Origin of the sequence: Collinsella sp. TM09-10AT, from assembly GCF_003436275.1 — a bacterium.
Classification (GTDB): Bacteria; Actinomycetota; Coriobacteriia; order Coriobacteriales; family Coriobacteriaceae; genus Collinsella.
In genome coordinates this window covers 14547-32852 of sequence record NZ_QSOP01000017.1, presented here as the reverse complement: position 1 = coordinate 32852, position 18306 = coordinate 14547, and the positions used below count along the sequence as shown (strand labels likewise).

General features: G+C 62.4%; 17 protein-coding genes. 4 read left to right on the top strand and 13 right to left on the bottom strand.

Annotation, left to right across the window (positions count from 1 at the left end; translation table 11 throughout):
• Nucleotides 1–75: 75 nt before the first annotated feature.
• From DXD77_RS07695 to tmk, 3 genes are read right to left on the bottom strand one after another with little or no spacing between them, the layout of a single operon-like run.
• Nucleotides 76–1776 carry a regulatory iron-sulfur-containing complex subunit RicT gene (locus tag DXD77_RS07695; protein WP_117648355.1) on the bottom strand — a complete coding sequence of 567 codons (1701 nt, stop codon included), beginning with the start codon at nucleotides 1774–1776 and terminating at the stop codon, nucleotides 76–78.
• Nucleotides 1767–2894 carry an ATP-binding protein gene (locus DXD77_RS07690; RefSeq protein WP_117564739.1) on the bottom strand — a complete coding sequence of 376 codons (1128 nt, stop codon included), beginning with the start codon at nucleotides 2892–2894 and terminating at the stop codon, nucleotides 1767–1769. The genes DXD77_RS07695 and DXD77_RS07690 overlap by 10 nt, the downstream gene beginning before the upstream one ends.
• A gap of 1 nt (nucleotide 2895) precedes the next feature.
• Nucleotides 2896–3579 carry a dTMP kinase gene (tmk, locus tag DXD77_RS07685; protein WP_117646241.1) on the bottom strand — a complete coding sequence of 228 codons (684 nt, stop codon included), beginning with the start codon at nucleotides 3577–3579 and terminating at the stop codon, nucleotides 2896–2898.
• A gap of 239 nt (nucleotides 3580–3818) precedes the next feature.
• Here tmk and DXD77_RS07680 point away from each other — a divergent pair, with 239 nt between their 5' ends.
• Nucleotides 3819–4802, top strand: coding sequence for a zinc-ribbon domain-containing protein (locus tag DXD77_RS07680; protein ID WP_117648354.1), 984 nt, complete (start codon nucleotides 3819–3821; stop codon nucleotides 4800–4802).
• A 122-nt stretch (nucleotides 4803–4924) separates the two neighbouring features.
• On the opposite strand, the gene DXD77_RS07675 is transcribed toward DXD77_RS07680, so the two are convergent.
• The 7 genes from DXD77_RS07675 to DXD77_RS07645 form a co-directional block, all read right to left on the bottom strand.
• Complete coding sequence (locus tag DXD77_RS07675) at nucleotides 4925–7522, bottom strand: DNA topoisomerase I (RefSeq protein ID WP_117648353.1); 2598 nt, start codon at nucleotides 7520–7522, stop codon at nucleotides 4925–4927.
• A 54-nt stretch (nucleotides 7523–7576) separates the two neighbouring features.
• A complete protein-coding gene (gene hypB, locus DXD77_RS07670; protein WP_117640380.1) occupies nucleotides 7577–8260 on the bottom strand; it encodes a hydrogenase nickel incorporation protein HypB in 684 nt (227 codons plus the stop codon).
• Between the two features lie 55 nt (nucleotides 8261–8315).
• On the bottom strand, nucleotides 8316–8672 hold the full coding sequence (gene hypA, locus DXD77_RS07665; protein WP_022093859.1) for a hydrogenase maturation nickel metallochaperone HypA: 357 nt from the start codon (nucleotides 8670–8672) through the stop codon (nucleotides 8316–8318).
• Nucleotides 8673–8678: 6 nt separating this feature from the next.
• Complete coding sequence (tatC, locus tag DXD77_RS07660; protein WP_055285525.1) at nucleotides 8679–9470, bottom strand: twin-arginine translocase subunit TatC; 792 nt, start codon at nucleotides 9468–9470, stop codon at nucleotides 8679–8681.
• On the bottom strand, nucleotides 9470–10063 hold the full coding sequence (locus tag DXD77_RS07655; protein ID WP_158549114.1) for a twin-arginine translocase TatA/TatE family subunit: 594 nt from the start codon (nucleotides 10061–10063) through the stop codon (nucleotides 9470–9472). The genes tatC and DXD77_RS07655 overlap by 1 nt, the downstream gene beginning before the upstream one ends.
• 153 nt (nucleotides 10064–10216) lie before the next feature.
• The gene (locus tag DXD77_RS07650; RefSeq protein WP_117648351.1) at nucleotides 10217–10531 is read right to left on the bottom strand and encodes an STAS domain-containing protein; all 315 of its coding nucleotides are present in this window, start codon (nucleotides 10529–10531) and stop codon (nucleotides 10217–10219) included.
• Between the two features lie 51 nt (nucleotides 10532–10582).
• Nucleotides 10583–11887, bottom strand: coding sequence for an aminotransferase class I/II-fold pyridoxal phosphate-dependent enzyme (locus tag DXD77_RS07645; protein WP_117648350.1), 1305 nt, complete (start codon nucleotides 11885–11887; stop codon nucleotides 10583–10585).
• A gap of 150 nt (nucleotides 11888–12037) precedes the next feature.
• Between DXD77_RS07645 and DXD77_RS07640 the strand changes: the two genes are divergently transcribed.
• Nucleotides 12038–12292, top strand: coding sequence for a hypothetical protein (locus tag DXD77_RS07640; protein ID WP_022093864.1), 255 nt, complete (start codon nucleotides 12038–12040; stop codon nucleotides 12290–12292).
• A gap of 86 nt (nucleotides 12293–12378) precedes the next feature.
• On the opposite strand, the gene nhaA is transcribed toward DXD77_RS07640, so the two are convergent.
• The 3 genes from nhaA to DXD77_RS07625 all read right to left on the bottom strand — a co-directional run bounded on the left by nhaA (nucleotide 12379) and on the right by DXD77_RS07625 (nucleotide 16049).
• Nucleotides 12379–13737: a Na+/H+ antiporter NhaA gene (gene nhaA, locus DXD77_RS07635; protein ID WP_117648349.1), complete on the bottom strand. Its 1359-nt coding sequence runs from the start codon at nucleotides 13735–13737 to the stop codon at nucleotides 12379–12381.
• Nucleotides 13738–14003: 266 nt separating this feature from the next.
• Nucleotides 14004–14927: a manganese-dependent inorganic pyrophosphatase gene (locus DXD77_RS07630; protein ID WP_006235927.1), complete on the bottom strand. Its 924-nt coding sequence runs from the start codon at nucleotides 14925–14927 to the stop codon at nucleotides 14004–14006.
• A gap of 168 nt (nucleotides 14928–15095) precedes the next feature.
• Nucleotides 15096–16049, bottom strand: a complete 954-nt coding sequence (locus DXD77_RS07625) for an ROK family protein (RefSeq protein ID WP_233506772.1) — start codon at nucleotides 16047–16049, stop codon at nucleotides 15096–15098.
• Between the two features lie 340 nt (nucleotides 16050–16389).
• Between DXD77_RS07625 and DXD77_RS07620 the strand changes: the two genes are divergently transcribed.
• Both DXD77_RS07620 and DXD77_RS07615 read left to right on the top strand, forming a co-directional pair.
• Nucleotides 16390–17109 carry a GntR family transcriptional regulator gene (locus DXD77_RS07620; protein ID WP_117648347.1) on the top strand — a complete coding sequence of 240 codons (720 nt, stop codon included), beginning with the start codon at nucleotides 16390–16392 and terminating at the stop codon, nucleotides 17107–17109.
• 75 nt (nucleotides 17110–17184) lie between these two features.
• Nucleotides 17185–18117 (top strand): type I phosphomannose isomerase catalytic subunit, encoded by a 933-nt coding sequence (locus DXD77_RS07615; RefSeq protein ID WP_369831500.1) that lies wholly within the window; start codon nucleotides 17185–17187, stop codon nucleotides 18115–18117.
• Nucleotides 18118–18306 lie beyond the last annotated feature (189 nt).

Sequence of the window (18306 nt, the reverse complement as noted above, 5' to 3'; positions counted from 1 at the left end):
AGGGAGGGTTGTTGATTCAGCGCTATGGTACCCCGACGCGATTGGGGTAAGGCGGGTTAAATCCGCTCGCGGGCGTTATTCGCCGGCGGGCGGTTGTGGTGCGGCCGAAGACGGGGTCGAGCCCTCGCCACCATCCTGGCGCGGCTTGCGGGAACGGCGACGACGACGGCGCTTTTGACCCTGGTCGGCCGAGCCCTCGCCACCGCGATCCTCGCGCGGCTCGCGGTCGTCGCGAGCCGCGCCACGCGAAGCCTTGGCAGCCGCTCCCCCGCCATCTCCGGGACGCCGGCGCGTGACCTTGACCTCGCCATCCGAGACCTGATCGGCCACGGAGGGCACTGAGGGCTTCTGCTGCGCGCCCGAGGAATGGCGACGGCGCGGACGCGGGGCGCGCTCCTCCTCGCCACGTGACTTGCCGCCCTTGTCGGCAGGCGCATCGGAGGCCGAGGGACCCTTGGAAGCGGCACCAGCCTCGCGAGCAGCTGCAGCGCGGAAGGCATCCTCGCGCTCCTCGCTCGACAGGTGACGGCGGCGACGGCGCGTGGGGTTCATGCCACCGCCGCGGTTTTGCTGCTGGGGCTGTTGAGCCTCGCGCTCGCGGGAAACGTTCTTGCCCGCGGCCGCAGCCTCGGTAGCATCACCCGAGCCCGCGCGCTTGCGACGACGACGGCCACCAGCGGCCTCCTCGGCCTCGGGCGTTGCGGCATTGCCACGGCCCTTTCCGCGGCCACGGCCCTCGCCCTGCCCCTGACCGGCGCGAGCATCGGATTCAGCATCGCGACGACGGCGCTTGGGCATCGACGTGCCAGCAAGACGGTCGGCGCTCGACAGGCCATCGCCCACGTCGACGCCGTTCTCGCGGTCGAGCTCCATGAGCGCCAGGCGCATCTCGGGCGACTCGATGCGCTCGAGCACGTCGCGCGTCACGCAGTCGGGGCGGCAGTTGCAGCCCTGCTCGGCGGCCTTCTTTTTGCAGCCCTCCGAGCAGGTCATATCGGCCAGGTTGACCTTAAAGACCTTGCCGTTCTCCAGGCGCAGCACCAGCTGCTCACGCGGCGTGTCATATTCCTGAATACGCGCCTTGCCGAGCGGCGTATCGATGAGCGTCTTCTTTTTGGGCGCACGGCTCTTAAAGTCCTTGTACGCTTCGAACTCATAGCGCAGGCAGCACATCAGGCGGCCGCAAACGCCGCTGATCTTGGAGGAATTGAGCGGCAGGTCCTGCTCTTTTGCCATGCGGATCGAGACGGGCTCAAACTGTCCGCCAAAGCGCGTGCAGCAGAGCTCCTGGCCGCACTGGGCATAGCCGCCCACCAGGCGAGTCTCGTCGCGCACGCCGATCTGGCGCATGTCGACGCGAATGTGCAGCGTCGAGGACAGATCCTTGACGAGCTGACGAAAATCGACGCGCTCCTCGGCCGCAAAGTAGAACACGGCCTTCTCGCCGCCAAACAGGTACTCGACGCCGACCGGCTTCATCTCGAGGTCGAGCTCCTTGACCAGGCGACGGAAATCGACCATGGCCTCGTCGCCTTGGATGGCCAGATCATCGGCAAGCTGCAGGTCGATGTCGCTCGCCACGCGCAGCACGGGCTTGAGCGGCTGGCCGATCTCGTCCTGCGGCACCTCGAAGGGATCGGCCGTGACCAAGCCGATCTCGGTTCCGCGCTCGGTGGAGCAGATAGCATAATCGGCCTCGAGGATATCCAGATCCTGCGGGTCGAACCACAGGTCGCGCGAGGCGTAGGTAAACTTAACGGGTACGACTAACGGCATTTCAGTGCCTTCCTGATATCGAACAGCATGACCTCGATGGCCAGCTGGGGAGTAACGTTTCTGGCGATGTTGCGCTCGGCGGTTGCGACCGCCTCGAGCACCTGGGTGGCACCCGCAACATTGGTCGCGGCGGCAAGCCGACCGATCGTGTCGCGCACATCCTCGTTCACGACGTCGGCCGCCTCATCCTGAAGCGTCAGCAGCACGTCGCGCATGAGCGTCCGCGCGCTCGCCAGCGCTTCCATGATACCCGAACGCTCGCGCGCGTTGAGTTCGCGCTTGTTGCGGTCCTCAAGCTGCTTCAATGCTCCACGCGACAGGTAGTCGGCATTTTGCTCGAGCACCTTTTCCTGCGTGGACTTGACCTCGGCGAGCGGCGCCTTGACGGCGACGATGAGTGACTTGGCGCGGCTGAGCACGTCGGCCTCGTCGGCGGCAATGAGCGAGTCGATGGCACGGACCATCTGACGGCGGGCGTCCTGGCGCTCGGCGCTCTTAAGAAACTCGATGCCGCGTGTGGGGCTTCCCGCCACGGCGACCGCCATGCGGCAACGCGCAGGGTCCTGACCGGTGGCGCGGCTCACGGCCTGCGCGGCGACGGCGGGCGATACCAGCCGAAACGGCACGCACTGGCAACGACTCACGATAGTGGGCAGCATCACGTCGGCCGAGGTTCCCAGCAAGATAAACATAACGCCCTCGGGCGGCTCCTCGAGCGTTTTGAGCAGTGCGTTGGCGGTGTTGGCACGCAGTTGCTCGGCACGGTCGATGATGTAGACCTTGGCCTTGGCACGGATGGGCGCCAGTGGCACGTCATCGAGCAGCTCGCGGGTCTGGGCAATGAGGTAACCCGTGGCGCTCTCGGGCGTGTAATAGTGCACGTCGGGGTGCGTATGGCGGGCGACGCGCACGCAGCTATCGCATGAGCCGCAGCCATCCTGCTCGCACAGGAAGGCTTGGGCGAGCGCCCACGCGGCGTCGAGCTTGCCCGCGCCGGGCGCGCCCAAAAACAGGTAGGCGTGCGATGCGCGACCGCTAGCGACGGCATTGGTCAAAAAGTCGCGCACGCGCTCTTGGGTGTCGAGCTTGGCCAGCAGGCTTGCCTGAGCGGGGGCCATGTTACTCGGCCTCCTTGGCAAGCGCGGCGGCGACGGCTTCCTGCGGAATGTCGAGACCGTACGCGCGAACCTGCTCGACCGTCTTCTCGAAGACTTCCTCGACGGTCGTAGTGGCGTCGATGAGCTTTACGCGGTCTGGCTCCTCGGCAGCAATTGCGCAAAAGCCCTGGTAGACACGCTCCTGGAATGCCATGCCTTTTGCCTCCATGCGATCTGCCGCACCACGGGCTGCCATGCGCAGCGCCGCCTGCTCGGGCGTGATGTGATAGACGAGTGTGAGCGCCGGGTGCGTACCCGCGACGGCCAGGTTGTTGGCGTCGCGCACTATCTGGCGATCGAGGCCATCGGCAAACGCCTGGTAGCAGGTCGTGGAATCGTAGAAGCGATCGCACAGGACCACCTTGCCGGCCGCAAGGGCGGGGGCTATGACCTCGTGCACCAACTGGGCGCGCGCCGCCTCGTAGAGCAGCAACTCGCAGGTGTCGCCCATCGCTGTATTGGCGGGGTCGAGCAGCAGAGCACGGATCTTTTCGCTGATGGCAGTACCACCCGGTTCGCGCAGGCTCACAACCTGGTGGCCAGCGAGCTCGAGCGCACGGGCAAGCAGGCGCGCCTGCGTAGATTTACCAGCGCCATCGACGCCCTCGAGCGTGATAAAGCTATGTTGAGCGGGCTCAAAAGCCATGGGCGCAGCCCCTTCCTACAAGGCGCGTAAATGCAGATATATCAACCAAGCCATGATACCCCAGTGCTCGGCGCGTCCCCAATGGCTAAAGGCGCCTTTCCAAAGTTGCGGTGAAATAGGGACTGATTGAAGCTCTGAGACCGCCAAACAGTCCCTATTTCACCGCAACTTATGATGGGGAATTTTGGATGCTGGGTATAATCGTCGTATTGCATTGAAATGTGGCGAAAGGAGTGGCAATGTCTCGGTATTGCGCCTCGTGCGGCAAACTTCTTGCAGATGATGCCAAGTTCTGCACCTCGTGCGGTACACCCGTTGAACAGATAGCCGCGGGCAATAGACAGCCCGCGTTTGAGCAGACCGTCTCCCTCGATACGCCGCAGGCTAAGCCGGACGACCCCCTCGCCTATCGCCCCGACCCCGCTGCTGCCCCCGCAGAGGTCGAAACGACACGGCGTATGTCCGTCACGGGTACCTCAACCCAACAGCAACCGGCATCTGCATACGCGCCCACTTCGCCACAGGCAGCCGCCCCCAAAAAGAGCGGCACCAAGCCGCTTATCGCCATTGTCGTTGTGCTGGTGGCAATCATCATCGCCCTGGTCGTTTTCTTTGTGATCAAGCCTTTCGACAACGCTGCCACGCAAACGACTGCCGAGATTACCAAGCCGCACCACGATGTTGACGCCGATGACCTTAAGCCCCTCGGCGACCCCAATAGCCTTTACGACGATGACGATGATGACGACGAGGATGGCGGCGCAGCGACCCTCTCCGAGCAAAACCTCTACCGTCGCCTAGGCGAATACTACGATCTGCTCGAAGATCTCGATAGCCAGGTCTGTGCCTGCGCGCAGGCCTTCAATGGCAGCTATCTGGAAGAAGATCGCACCACCCGCCAAAATCTCGCCGACGTCGCCGAGCGCACGGAGGACACCATCGAGCAGTATTACGATATCGTCGAGGACCTGGACGTCCCTGCGAGCTCCAAGAACTACAGCTCCTGGAAAGACATCATTGCCCTGTATGACGACTTGGATCACCGTATCGACGCGATCTGCGATGCCTGGGAGATCAGCCTGAAATACGCCAAGCCTGCGGACCACAAGAATGAGATCGTGGCGCCGCTGTCGCGCGACAACGTGGCGGGCACCAATGACAATAAGTACCGCCTAGACTTTGAGGAGCGCTATCCCGGCGCCAAACCCGTCGAAGTGAACTAGTCGCATGCGACGTTCTCAAACGACTAGTCATTAAAGAACGTCCCCAATGACTGCCTAGAAAACGAGCGAGGATCTTGAGGTCCTCGCTCGTTTTTGTTTTGGGCAATGTTTCGGCTGCGCCGCTACTTGTCGGCGGCCGCCTTCTTGGTCGTCGTCTTTTTGGCGGTCGTCTTCTTGGCCGCCGTGGCCTTCTTTGCCGCCGTCGTCTTCTTGGCTGCCGTGGTCTTCTTCGCCGTGCTCGCCTTGGTTGTGGTCTTGCGGCCGCGGGCGGGCTTCTTCTCCTTGGTCGGGCAGTCCATGTTCACGCAGATGCGCCACGGACCGCGCGCCGTGTTGACCACAACGATGGGGGCGCCGCACTCGGGGCAGGTCTCGCCCGTCGCCTCGAGCTTGCCGCGCGCCGGAAGCGGATAGCTCACGCCGCAGTCATCGTAGTTGGTGCAACGGATAAAGCGCTTGCCGCTCTTTTCGCTCTTGTGCGCGATCAGGTCGCCATGGCGTCCTGCCTCGGCGCACACCTTGCACTCGCCCACCTTAAGGTCGGGCTCGTAGTTGGTGGGGCACGTGGGGTTCACGCAAATCTCGAAGGCCTTCTGGCGGAACGGCTGGCACTTAATGCGCGGCGCACCGCACTCGGGGCACACGGCCGCCTCGCCCTCGAGCGGGCTTACTTTGACGCCACTCGGCACCGGATAGGTCACATCGCAGTCGGGCCAGCCCATGCAGCCAATGAAGCTGCCGCGGGTCTTGGCGCTCGTCTTCATAACCAGGTCCTTGCCGCACTTGGGGCAGGTACCCACGCGCGCATCGGCCGTGACGGCGTCGCTGATGGCGTCGCCCAGTTCCTGCGTATGTTTGAGCAGCTCGTCGAGCACGCCGGCCAGCAGCGCGCGCGAGTGCGTCACGACATGCTCTTCGGTGTCCTCGCCGCGCTCCACGCGGGTCATGTCGCCGTCGAGCTCGCTGGTCATATCGGGGCTCGTGATGCGCGGGGCAAACTGCGACAGTGCATCGATAATGGCAATACCCAGCTGGCTCGGCTCCACGGGATCGTTTTTGAGGTAGCGCACGGCGTACAGGCGCTCGATGATGCTCGCGCGCGTGGACTTGGTACCCAGGCCGCGCTTCTCCATCTCCTGCACGAGCTTGCCCTGACTGTAGCGCGCGGGCGGCTCGGTCTGCTTGGCCTCAAGCTTAATGTCGAACACGTCGACCGTGTCGCCCTGCTCCAGCGGCGGCATCTGCTCGTCGCGTTTGAGTCCGTACGGGTACGCCTCGCGGAAACCCGGGGTCACGAGCACATCGCCCGAAGCCACGAACGGCTCACCGTTCACGTCGAGCTCGAGCTTGGTATTCTCGATGGTCGCGGGACCCATAAGCGTCGCCAGGAAGCGGCGGGCGATGAGGTCGTAGAGCTTGCGCCGGCCGCCGTCGAGCGTGGACGGATCGCCCTCGCCCGTGGGGTAGATGGGCGGGTGGTCGGTGGTCTCGACTTTGCCGCGCGTGGGCTTCATGGGGCCGGCGAGCACCTTTTTGCACACGGGCGCCAGCGCCGGGTTGATCTTTGCCAGGTCGCTCACCACGGCGCCCAGATCGAGCGTCGCAGGGTACACGGTGTTGTCGACACGCGGGTAGCTGATGAGACCCGCCATGTAGAGGGACTCGGCGATGCGCATGGTACGCGCAGGCGAGATGCCCTCGGCCGCGGCGGCTGCCTGCAGCGAGGTGGTCGCAAACGGCGTGGGCGGCTGCTGCTTGCGCGAGCGCTTGGTCACCGCGGCGACGGTTGCCGTCGCGACGCCGTCGACATGGCTGTACGCCGTCTCGGCAGCATCTTTATCGGTAAAACGCGCCGTCTTGTGCGCGATCTTAAAGCGGTCGTCCTCGGCAGCACCCTGCGCGGCGCCCATGCCACGAATCTGCCAATAGTCCTCGGGCACAAACGCCATGCGCTCGCGCTCGCACTCGACCACCAGGGCAAGCGTCGGTGTCTGCACGCGGCCGGCGGAGCGCACATTGCCAAAGCCGCCGAACTTGGCGAGCGTCAGGTAGCGCGTCAGCACCGCACCCCAAATGAGGTCGATGTGCTGACGGCTCTCGCCGGCGTCGGCCAGGTTCTGGTCGAGCGAGACAAGGTTATCGAAGGCCTGCGTGATCTCGGCCTTGGTAAACGAAGAATACTGGGCGCGGGCGACCGGCAAGTCCGGCGCGACCTCGCGCACCTTGTTGAGGGCGTCCGAACCGATCAGCTCACCCTCGCGATCGAAGTCCGTGGCGATGATGACGCTGTCGGACTTCTTGGCAAGGTTCTTGAGCGAGCGGATGAGCTCTTTCTCGGCCGGCAGCTTAATGACGGGCGCCCAGGTGAGATAGGGCAGGCTCTCGAGCTTCCAGCCCTTGATGGAAATGCCATCGGCAAGGAACGGCTTGCGCTTGGTGTCGTAGGGCGGACGAGCCAGGCCATCGGGCATGTCGGCCGGCAGCATCTCGCCGTCCTCAGTAACCGAATACCAGCCCAGCTTTTTATCGAACAGCACGCTGTCGCAAAAATCAGGCGCAAGGATGTGACCGGCAAGGCCGATCGTCACGCACTCCTCGCCCTTCCACTCAAAACGGTAGATGGCGGTGTTGTACACCTTGTCCTTTTTGGGTTTGCCCGTGGACAGACGCTCGGCGATCTGACGCGCGGCGTCGTTTTTCTCGGCGATGATGAGCTTCAAAAGAGGCTCCTATCTCGTGTCTCTGCGGCTACGCCCGCCCGTGTGGCGGCCGATTTACGCCCTTGCTTGCTCGATCTGCCCGATGAGCCAATCGCACCAGGCATCCATGCCCTCGCCCTTGCGCGCGCTCACGGCAAACCGCGGCGCCTGCGGATTGAGGTCATCGAGTGTCTTAGTATACCTATCCATGTCAAAATCGAAAGCCGGAGCCACGTCGACCTTGTTGAGCAGCTGCGCGCCGGCGTGTTGGAAGATGCCCGGGTACTTGATGGGCTTGTCGTCGCCCTCGGGCACCGAGAGAATCATGATGGACAGGTTCTCGCCCAGGTCAAAGTCGACCGGGCAGACCAGGTTGCCCACGTTTTCGATAAAGATGACGTCGATGTTCTCCAGACCCACAGCCTGGTCGAAGGCGTCGACGGCCTCCATGATCATGTTGCCCTCGAGGTGGCACAGGCCGCCCGTGTTGATCTGGATGGCGGGCATGCCGGCTTCCTTCATGGTGATGGCGTCGACATCCGAGGCGATATCGCCCTCGATGACGGCACAGCGCAGGCCGGCTTTGTCACGCAGGCGCTCGTTGGTGCCCAGAATCGTGGTGGTCTTACCCGAGCCGGGGCTCGACAGCACGTTGATCACGTAGGTGTTCGTCTGCTCAAATCGCTGACGCAGCTGATCTGCCAGGCGCTCGTTGCGCGACAGAATCGGCGATGCAATATCAATCGTTTTCTCGGCCATACTTAACGCTCCTTACTTTGGCCCCTTTATACCCCATCGCTAGATGGCTAGCGGGCTAATCGTCGGGGGTTTCGATTTCGATACTTGCGATATCGAGCTCGCGGCCGTGCAGTAGGCGCACGTTGGCACCACCACACTGGGGACAGCGACAGTGGAAGCGATCGTGGTCGAAAACCTCGCCGCAGTCCAGACACTCGCTTTGTGGATGGACCTCCTCCACGGCAAGCTCGCAGCCTCGCGTGAGCGGGTCCTCGTCGCGAAATGTCTCCCACGCAAAGTCGAGCGCCTCGCGCACGACCTCGGTCATATCCCCGATACGCAGCGTTACCAAAACGGCGCGCGAGGCCCCCGCCCCACGCGCCGCGCGAATCACTGTATCGAGTATGCCGTTGACAATGCCAACCTCATGCATACCGATTTACTCCTCGTCGTCCTCGTCGTCCGAGAACAGGTCCAGACGGCTCACGAACAGGCCCTCCTTGCCCTCGCGCGCGGTAATGACCACGCGGGCAATGGCGAGCGAGATCTCGTAGAGCGAGAGCAGGGCGCCGTACATTAGGCCCAGGGTGACGGGCGAGCCGTCGGGCGTAATCACAGCCGAACCCACGAGCAGGCCTACGTACACGTAGCGCCAGGCGCTGCGGAAGGCCGCGTAGGACACGATGTGGAAAACAGACAGGTAGAAGATGATGAGCGGCAGCTCAAACGCCACACCAAAGCCGATCATAAAGAGCAGCTCCATGTTGACGTAGTTCTCCAGGTCGGGCAGCGCCGTAGCGACGGCCGAGGTCTCGCCGATGAGCCACTCAAAGCCCGCCGGGATAATGATGAAGTAGCAGAAGATGGCACCCAGGAAGAACAGCACCGTCGAGGCGAGCACCGTGGGCACAACCCATTTGCGCTCGTTGGGGCGCAGTGCCGGCAGGAAAAATGCCAGGATCTGCCAGATGATCATGGGCGTGCACATGACCACGGCCATCTTGATGGCCAGCGAGAAGCGCAGTCCAAAGCCGCCGAGCGTGGTGGTGATGTAGAACTTACCGTCCGGCACAAAGGAGCGGATGGGGTCTTCCAAGATGTCGAGCACCACGGGCGTGGCGAAATACAGCACGATAGCGGCGGCAAATACCGAGACGACCACGATGGTCAAGCGGCGACGGAGCTCTCCCAAATGATCGAAGAGCGGCATTCGCGCAGGTCCGATAGGCATTACTCATCGCCTCCCTTCGGGGCGTCGGCGGCAGCGGTGTCGTCCTCGGCCTCGAGCTCGCGAGCAAGCTGGTCGACGACGGCTTTGCGCTTGCGGGGACGACGGGCGTAGAGGTCAGCCGTCGTGGGCTCTGCCGGCTCGGGCTCGGGCTCGGGCTCCGGCTCTGCAGCAGGCTCGGGCTCGACGACAGGCTCGGCGGCAGCGGCAGGCTCGGCGCTCTCGGCCTCGGACTCCTCAGCAGCACCCTCGCCCTCGGCGGCAGCCTCGCACGCGGCCTTCTCGGCGGCAAGGCGGGCACGGCGCTCGGCAAAGGTCTCCTTCTTTGCGGGCGCAGCCGTCTCGACGGCATCCTCGTCTGCATCGGAATCGTCATCGACGGCAGCCTTCTTGGGCTTGACCGGGGCCGACGCGGCTTCACTCACCGGATCGATTATCTCGGACTGAACAACGGCCGTCATCTTTTCCTGCGTCTCGCGGAACTGACGGATGGCACGGCCGATCGTGCGGCCCATCTGTGGGAGCTTATCCGGGCCAAACAGCAAAAAGCCGAAGACCACGATGATCGCGAGCTCACCCTCTCCAATACCAAACACACATACCTCCAAGGCTCGATGTGAGTCGAGCCCGCACCGCGCCATTCGGCCGGAACTCGTCTATTCATTCGGTCAAGTATAGCGCCCGGACGCCAAAACGTCCGAGCGCATCACAAACATATGCCAAACGGCACGCCCTTTTGGGGGCAAAGATTATGCAGCGGTGATCGAAATCTCCTGGTCGACACCCAACAGCTGAACCACGCGCATCACCGGGGGCTGCACATTGGTGCAGCTAAAGCGCTTGCCGTGGTCGGCCGCGTGGTGCGCGGCGCCCACGAGCACGCCAATGCCCGTCGAATCGATGTAGCTCACCTGGGCAAAATCGAGCTCAACGGCCTCAGTGGGCTGCTCGAGCGCCAGGTCGATGGCATTGCGCAGGCTATCGGCGTTAGAGATATCGATCTCACCGGTCACCTTAATGGTGTAGAGCTCTGGCGTGGGGTTGGTGGAAATACCCAAATCCATGTATACGCTCCTTTACGTATCGAAAGTGCGGATAGTACGGGAAGCCGCGCGTTAGGCGCGCTCGGCACGCGCAAGCTCGGCAGCGACAAGCTTAACGGCCAGCACCAGCACATCGAGCGCGGCCTCCAGGTCCTCGACCGTGGGATAGCTCGGCGCGATGCGGATGTTGGTGTCGCGCGGGTCCTTGCCATAGGGCCAGGTGGCACCGGCCGGCGTGAGCTTGACGCCCAGGTCGGCGCAAAGCGCGGCGACCTTTTGGGCCGAGCCCTCGGGACCATCGAAGCTTACAAAGTAGCCGCCGCGGGGGTGCGTCCAAGTGGCGCAGCCCGTGTCGCCCAAGCCCTCGGTGAGCTTGCGCTCGACGGCCTCAAAGCGCGGGCGCAGGAACTCGGCATGCTTTTTCATGTGCTCCTTGACCGCCTCGATGGTGGGAAGGAAACGCACGTGACGCAGCTGGTTGAGCTTGTCGGCGCTAATAAGACCGGCCTTCAGGCGCTTGGAGAACTCGGCGATGACCGCGGGGCTCGCACCGATAAAGCCGATGCCGGCACCCGGGAAGGTGATCTTGGACGTCGAGGCAAAGGCCACCACGCGGTCCTCGGTGCCCGCCGCGCGGGCAAGATCGAAGATGTTGGCGAGCTCGTCGGTCTCGTCGTACAGGTCGTGCACGCAGTAGGCGTTGTCCCAGAAGATGCGGAAATCGGGCGCGGCCGTGGGCATCTCGACCAGGCGACGCACAGTGTCCTCGCTAAAGGTGATGCCCGTGGGGTTGGAATACTTGGGCACGCACCAGATGCCCTTGATGGAGTCGTCGGTGGCAACCAGGCGCTCAACCTCGTCCATGTCGGGGCCGTTGTCGGTCATCGCGACGGGGACGTTCTCGATGCCCAAGTCGGCGGTGATGCCAAAGTGGCGATCGTAGCCGGGAACGGGGCACAGGAACTTGACCTTCTTGCCGTCGTGCGCTGCCTCGTAAGCCTCCCAAGGGTCGCTGCCGCACGAGCCGCAACGCCAGAACATACCGGCGATATCGTGCTCGATCAGCAGGCTCGATGAGCCCAGTACGAGCGTCTGCTCGGCAGGACAACCCAGGAACTCCCCCGCCAGCTTGCGTGCCGAGGGAATGCCCTCGAAGCAACCGTAGTTGGAGCAGTCGACATTGCCGTCGTGCAGATCGGCATCGGCATTGAGGATATCGAGCATGGGGCGAGAAATGTTCACCTGGGAGGGCGACGGCTTGCCGCGCGCCATGTCGAGCGCCAGGCCCTTGGCCTTGACCTCGGCAACCTCGGCTTTAAGCGCCTCGATGGCGGCATCGAGTTCGGTGGTTTCCATCTTCTGGTAGATCGTCTGCATGGGGTGCGACCTTTCGCGAAGCGGTACGTTGCAGTTCGTCTAAGTATAGACCGCCATCGTCGCAACGTTATGAAGCCGTGATAGATTAAGTTCATCGCAATCAATTACGAATCGCCGCGCATGCCGGCGTGGGGCGCCCAAGGAGGCACTATGGAGTACGGATCGTTTCAGGCCGAGGAATTCGGCGACTTGCAGCGCCTGGTCGACGGACTGTTTTACGACCGCCACGCCATCGACCGCCTGGATCTGATCGTACAGGCCGAAATCTTGGACCTGGCGCCCGACCTCATGGAGATCGTGAATCTTTTGCCGCCCGGCTACTACGACCGCCAGTCACTTTGCGACCAGCTCAACTCCGCCTTGGCCGCCCACGGCTGGGGCGCCGTCTACGGAACGGTGGAATAAGCCTAGTCATTTAAGAACGTCCCCAATGACTAAAACGCTGCCTGTGATGGTATTCACAGGCAGCGTTTTCAAACTTGTATGTGCCCCTACTCGTCCTTGGGCGCGGGATGCTTGCAGACCACGCTCATGTAGATCATGCCGAGCACGGCTGCGGTGACCGAACCGGCGAGAATAGCGGCCTTGGCTGCAAGAACCTCAAACTGGGCCGTCGGGAAGGCAAGGCCGCTGATGAGAATCGACATGGTAAAGCCGATACCGCCCAGAATGCCCACGCCGGCAATCATGTGCCAGTTGACATTGTGCGGCAGCTCGCAGGCCTTAAGCTTAACCAGGGCAAACGTCATACCAAAGATGCCGATCGGCTTGCCCAGCAGCATGCCAAAGTACACGCCGAGCGTCACCGGATCGGTGAGCAGCGTGCTCATGTCCACGCCCACTAAGCGAACCTGAGCGTTTACGAACGCAAAGATCGGCAGGATCACAAAGTTGACCGGCGTGGAGATCAGACGCTCCATACGGATAAGCGGCGGGGTCACGCGGTGCATGACGCGCTCGACCTTGGTAGTCGAGACGGTAAAGTCATGCTGGCCCAGGATGTGTGCCTCGTCGTCGTAGCGGTCATCGAGCAGCGGCAGGCACTCGCCCAGCCAATCGGTGAGACTATCGAGCTTGACGCCGCACTTGGCCGGAATAGTGAAGGCCAGGATGACGCCAGCAAGCGTGGCATGTACGCCGCTCTTGAACATGCAGAACCACAACAGCAGCCCCAGTACCGAATACGGGGCAAGGCGGTAATGCTGCGTCTTGTTGAGCCACACGAGCGCGCAGGTCACAAGCGCGGCGGCGCCCAACCAAAACGGATTGGGGCTCTGACCGTAGAAGATGGCGATGGCGGCGATGGAGATCAGGTCGTCGGCGATAGCGAGCGTCGAGAAGAACACGCGCACGCCGTTGGGAACGCGGTTGCCCAAAAGCGACAGCACGCCCAGCGCAAAGGCAATATCGGTTGCCATGGGGATGGCCCAACCGTTGCGGGCGCCGGCATGGTTAAAGATCAGGTAGATGCAGGCGGGAACGACGACGCCGCCCACCGCCGCCAACATGGGAAGCATGGCCTGACGCGGATTCTTGAGCTCGCCGACCGTCATCTCGTACTTAAGCTCAATGCCCACCAACAAAAAGAAAATCGCCATGAGGAAGTCGTTGACGAAAAGCTCAACGGTGAGACCGGCCGTAAGGTTGCCCAGACCCACATACAGCGGGGTCTCCAAAAAGTGATGGATGGCCTCGTAGGCATCGGTATTGGCGCAAATGACGGCGGCGATGGCGGCGAAGACCATGACGGCGGCGGAAATCGTACCGTTCTCGGCGATGCGCTCCCAGATGTCGTGACGTTCAAAGCGCTTGCGCTCACGAACGTTGAACAGCTGCTCAGTTGCTGCCATGGGCGGCTCCTTTCACGGGAAAGCTCCCGTCTTAAAAAAGCACGGCCCGCCCAAGTGGCGGCGCCGCGCTCTAACGTATTACGCTTGCATCTAGCCTACCCTGCACGACAAGCACGCAGGCGTGGCCGAAAAGCGGAACCACAGGTTGAACATTATTTGCTCAACGGCACGGGCGCGCCTGCCCAAGAGACGACGCGGCGCCGTGCACAAAAACGACCGGAGCGCGGGGCGTCCGCGATCCGGTCGTGGCGTTCGGTCAACTAAACCTAGCAGGCGGCCATGATGGGGGCAGCGACCTGCTTCTTACGGGAGAGGACGCCCGGCATCCAGACGCCGTCGTGCTCGTCGGCAATGCCCAGGCCCTTCTGAGCGGCCTCGGTCTCGCCCTCGAGCAGAACCTGCGAGCCCTCCTCCATGATGTCGGTGATGCACAGGACGATGCCGTCGGCACCCTTCTCGGCGGCGTAGGCGCGCATGGCCTCGCGGATCTCGTCGATCATGCCGAGTGCGCGGCTCTTGTCGACGGTCTCGTACTGGCCGATGAGCAGCTTCTTGCCAGCGGGCTCGAACATCTTGATGTCGTTGCCGACCATCTCGGCTGCGGTGAAGGAGCCGGACGGACGGGTGAGGAAGACCTCCATGCCAAACTTGACCGGGTCGACGCCCACCTGCTCGCCGAGCTTGGCGGCAACGGCGCGGTCGACATCGGTGGTGGTGGGGCTCTTGAGCATGAGCGTGTCGGTCATCATGGCCGAGAGCAGCAGCTTGGCCTGGACGTCGGAAAGCTCAACGCCGAGCACGCCGGCGAGCTTGGTGACGATGGTGCAGCTGGAGCCCCAGGGCAGGCAGATGTAATGCAGCGGGCCGGCGGTCTCGAAGTCGCCGATGCGGTGATGGTCGACAACGCCAAAGACCGTGGCGTCCTTAAGACCGGCGACGGACTGGGCAGACTCGTTGTGGTCGGTGAGGACGACGAGCTGACCGGCCTCGACGGACTCGATCACGCGGGGCTCGGCAATGCCGGCGTCGGCAAGCAGCTTGGCGGACTCGGCCGGAAGCTGACCAAGGGCGCAGGCCTCGTAGGTGTTGCCGGCATACTCAACCTGGTTGAGCAGCTGGGACAGGACGACGGCGCTCATGATGGCGTCGTTATCGGGGTTCTGGTGACCAAAGACAAGAACGTTTGCCATGGATATCCTCCACTTGATATGTGTACTTGGACGTAGCTATGGTAGCACGCCGATGCCGAGCCTTCGCAGACGGAAGGGCCACGGCATATTTTGGGGCGCAGGCACGGGGGCCAAGGCTGTCCCTTTTGCACCATGTTGGTGCAAAGTAACCTGTCCCCCTTGCACCAACTATTTGCCGGCGGCGCGCAGGGCTACGTAGGCGGCACCGATGATGCCGGCGTCGTTTTCGAGCGAAGCGACCTTAATGGGCGTCTCGCGCGAGGCAGAAAGCGCGTACTGCTTAAAGTGCTCGCGGACCTTGTCGAGGTAGACATCGGCCGAGGCGGAGGCGCCGCCGCCGATGAGGAACATCTCGGGATCAACCACGTTGGCGATAAGCGCCAGTGCGCGGCCGAGATAGTCGGCCATGGTATCGGCCGCGGCCAGCGCGAGCTTGTCGCCCTCGCGGCAGGCCTGGAACACGTCCTTGGAATCGGAGGGGCCGGTCAGCTCGATGGGCTCGACGCCCGCCTTTTCGCACTCGGCAAGGTAGTTGCTCACCACGCCGGTGGCGCTGGAATACTGCTCCAGATGGCCATGGCCGCCGCAGCCGCAGGTGCGCTCCTCGTCGGGGTTCAGGCACATATGGCCAATCTCGCCGCCGGCGCCCACAACGCCTGATACCACGTCGCCGTTAACGATAACGCCGCCGCCCACGCCGGTACCAATGGTGACCATCACCACGTTCTGTACGCCCTTGGCAGAGCCGAGCCAGGCCTCGCCCATGGCAGCGGCGTTGGCATCGTTCTCGTACTTAACGACCGCGTCGGGGCAGTGCTCCTGAATGGCGACTCTCAGCTCGGGCAGGTTAATGGCAATGTTGGCCTTGACCTTGGCATCGCCCGATGCCGGGATGGGGCACGGAACGGCCAGACCAATGCCCGCCACAAAGGCACGCGGAATCTGGGCCTTGGCGACCACCTGGTCGATAGCTTCGGTCACCGCGGCAAAGCCCGCAGCGTCAACGATGGGAGGCGTGGGCACGCTGGCCTTGGCCAGCAGGTTGCCGTCCTCGTCGAACAGGCCCTCCTTAACCGAAGTGCCGCCGACGTCAATGCCGATGTAGTACTGCTTAGGTTCCATGGGAGCCCGCCTTTCTCGTTTAAACATTGCCTGTATGGTACCGCTCCCCAGGCAAAAACCTGCCAAAAAGGGACAGGTTTGTTTTGGCGGGTTTTATCTGGGGAAACTCAAAGCATGAGATTCGGTTCGCTGGGCGGCAAAACAGCCCAGCCCCGTCCTCGAGCCAATCAATTTGCTCAATACCACATTATTCGAGTGCATATTCATTTAGAGCGCTCTAGTTTTTAAAGAGAAGCGTTTTTTAATTAAACCTTTCTCGAACTTTTCAAAAACGCAATAGGGATGCTTAGGTGTTGACTATACTTTCTTCTGTACTCAATCAAGCCGGAAAGGAGGTTCCATGATTCCCAAATACGAGGCGATAGCTGCAGATATCCGTCGAAGCATCGAGGACGGCGCTCTTAAACCGGGCGACAAGCTACCCACCGTCGTTGAGTTCTGCGAGCTCTATAGCGTTTCCAAGATCACCGTCAAGCGCGCGATCGAGCAGATCACCGAGGAGGGTCTTGTTACCAGCCGTCGCGGGTCGGGCACCTACGTTAAGGACACGGCGGGTCTTCCCGACCAGGCGTTTTTCCAGGGCAAAAACGACCGCGCCCAGGGCTTTTCGTATGAGCACCGCGGGGAGAAGGTGACCTCGGTGGTCTACGATTTCTCGATTGTCAATCCACCAGCGGACGTCGCAACTCAGCTGGGAATTGCCGAGGACGACTTTGCCTATCACATCGTGCGCGTGCGCCAGGTCGACGAGAAGCCCATCGTCATCGAGTACACCTACATGCCTCTCGAGCTGATACCGGGCCTTAAAAAGAAGGACCTATACGGATCGGTCTATAGCTTTATCCGCGAGCAATGCGGGCTGAAGATTTCGAGCTTCCACCGCACCATCCGCGCCGTGGCGGCAACCGAGGAAGAGGCCGAGCGTCTGGGCACCAAACCCGGCGCTCCCCTGCTCGAACTCAACCAGATTGGCTTTTTGGATAGCGGCAACGCCTTTGAGTACTCGATTTCGCGCAACGTCGGCGACCGCTTTGAGCTGCACAACGTAACGTTGGCATAGGTTTTTGTAGTCATGCGGGCGCTCGTTATGACTCGATTAGAGCGGGCGGTCGCGCAACACCATGGGAGTATGAACATGTCCGATTTGATTAAACTGACGCCGATTTTCCACGAGAAGATCTGGGGCGGCCGCCAGCTCGAAACCGTATTTGGTTACGGCATTCCCGAGGGTCCCATCGGTGAGTGTTGGGCTATCTCGGCCCACCCCAACGGCGACTGCCAGATCGCGGAGGGCCCGTATGCCGGCCACACACTGTCGTGGCTGTGGGCCGAGCACCGCGAGCTCTTTGGCAACTGCGAGGGCAAGGAGTTCCCGCTGCTCATCAAGATTCTGGACGCCAAGGACGACCTTTCGATCCAGATTCACCCCAACGACGAGTACGCCGCCGAGCACGAGAACGGAAGCCTGGGCAAGACCGAGTGCTGGTATGTGCTGGACTGCGAGCCCGGCGCCACGATCATCGTCGGGCAGCGCGCCAAGGATCGTGCCGAGGCCGCACAGATGATCGAGGAAGGCCGTTGGGACGACATGCTCAACGTGCTGCCGATTCACAAGGGCGACTTTTTCCAGATTGATTCCGGCACCGTGCACGCCATCAAGACCGGCACGCTCATTTTAGAGACGCAGCAGTCGAGCGACGTGACGTATCGCCTGTACGACTACGACCGTCCCGGCACCGATGGCAAGCTGCGCCCGCTGCACATTGAGCAGAGCCTCGACTGCATCGACTTCAATGCTCAGGCACCGACCGACGGCACCGTGACCGCGCCCGAGATCGACGGCGTGACCGAGCTCGAGTCTAACTCCTGCTACACCGTCGATCGCGTGCGCGTCAACGGCAGCAAGACCCTCGACCAGCGCTGGCCCTTCATGTGCCTGTCGGTCATCGACGGCGAAGGCGCCGTCTGCGGCGACCCCGTCCACAAGGGAAGCCACCTGTTAGCACCCAGTACCGTTAGCTCCATTGACCTCAAAGGCAAGATGGAACTGATCATCAGCCACCTCTAGGTCGCAACAACAACCAAAACGAAACAAGGGGCTCCCCCGTTCATCAACGGAGGAGCCCCTACTCGTATCTATATATCAGCCCACCCGGCTCTCCAGACCAAAAAGCGAACGAGCAGAGCGACGTTCGCAAGCTGCAGGCTAAAACGCCACAAGGAAGAGGGCGCGTCGGGGGCTTTGGTCGATCGCGAG